The 831-nt window shown below is 75.1% G+C and carries 2 protein-coding genes; both read left to right on the top strand.

From position 1 onward, the window contains the following. On the top strand, nt 1-417 hold a 417-nt coding region (locus tag AC1D1G_RS45695; RefSeq protein ID WP_477956999.1), incomplete at its 5' end, for a hypothetical protein. Nucleotides 418-543: 126 nt separating this feature from the next. Continuing rightward, on the top strand, nt 544-831 hold a 288-nt coding region (locus tag AC1D1G_RS45690; protein WP_477956998.1), incomplete at its 3' end, for a PPE domain-containing protein.

The raw sequence follows: 831 nt of genomic DNA, 5'->3' as shown, positions 1-831 counted from the left end.
GGCCTGCAGGCCGCCGGACCCTACAGCGCCGCGCCGGCCACCTTCCAGGTGTTCGTCCCGCCGACCCCCACCTGGCAGATGGCCGACCTCACCACCCCGCGGGCCGTCACGCTCACCACCGAACCGGCGCCGGTGACCACGGCGCCGCCGCCCGCGCCTTCGACGACCCCCGCCCCGCCTCCGCCGCCGGTCCGGACCACGGTCGCGCCGCCTCCCCCGACGATCAGCCTCGCCCCGGTCACCACACCCGTCACCCGGCCTCCCGTCGTCACGACGACCGAGCAGACCGTGCCCCGGATCGCGGCCCCGCCGTCCGCGGCACCCGCGGAGCCGACCCTGCCGCCGGTCACCACCATCACGACGACGACGCGTCCGGTGATCACCATCCCGCCCGTCACCACCAGACCGCGCGGCTGACGCCCACCACAGCCCGTCCGAGATCGGGAGCGCCGACACGCCCTGCACAGGAGTCGGTAAGGTGGCTTCCCGCCGGATTGGGGGGTCCACTCCGGGACCGTGAGTGTCCAGCATCGGAGGTCGGGGATGAGTGGCGGGGAGAATTTTCGGTCGGGCGAGTGGGATCACCGCGCCATCAGGAGTGCGGTCGACGCGCTGAGGCCCGCCGAGTCCGGTGCGGTCGCCGCGGCCTGGGACGACCTCGGACGGCGATTCCAGGAGTCGGTCACCGCGTTCCACGACGCGACCCGCGCCGCGGTCGACACCGGCTGGCGTGGGCCGACCGCGGCCGCGGTGGCATCGGCACTCGACGACTACGCCGCCCGCGCCGGGCAGGTCGGCGGCCGGTTCACCGATGTGGGCGATGCGTTGCGG

It is taken from the genome of Rhodococcus sp. P3_B8, from assembly GCF_056402775.1.
Note: the sequence above shows the minus strand (reverse complement) of the source record. Positions and strands in the feature narration are given on the sequence as shown.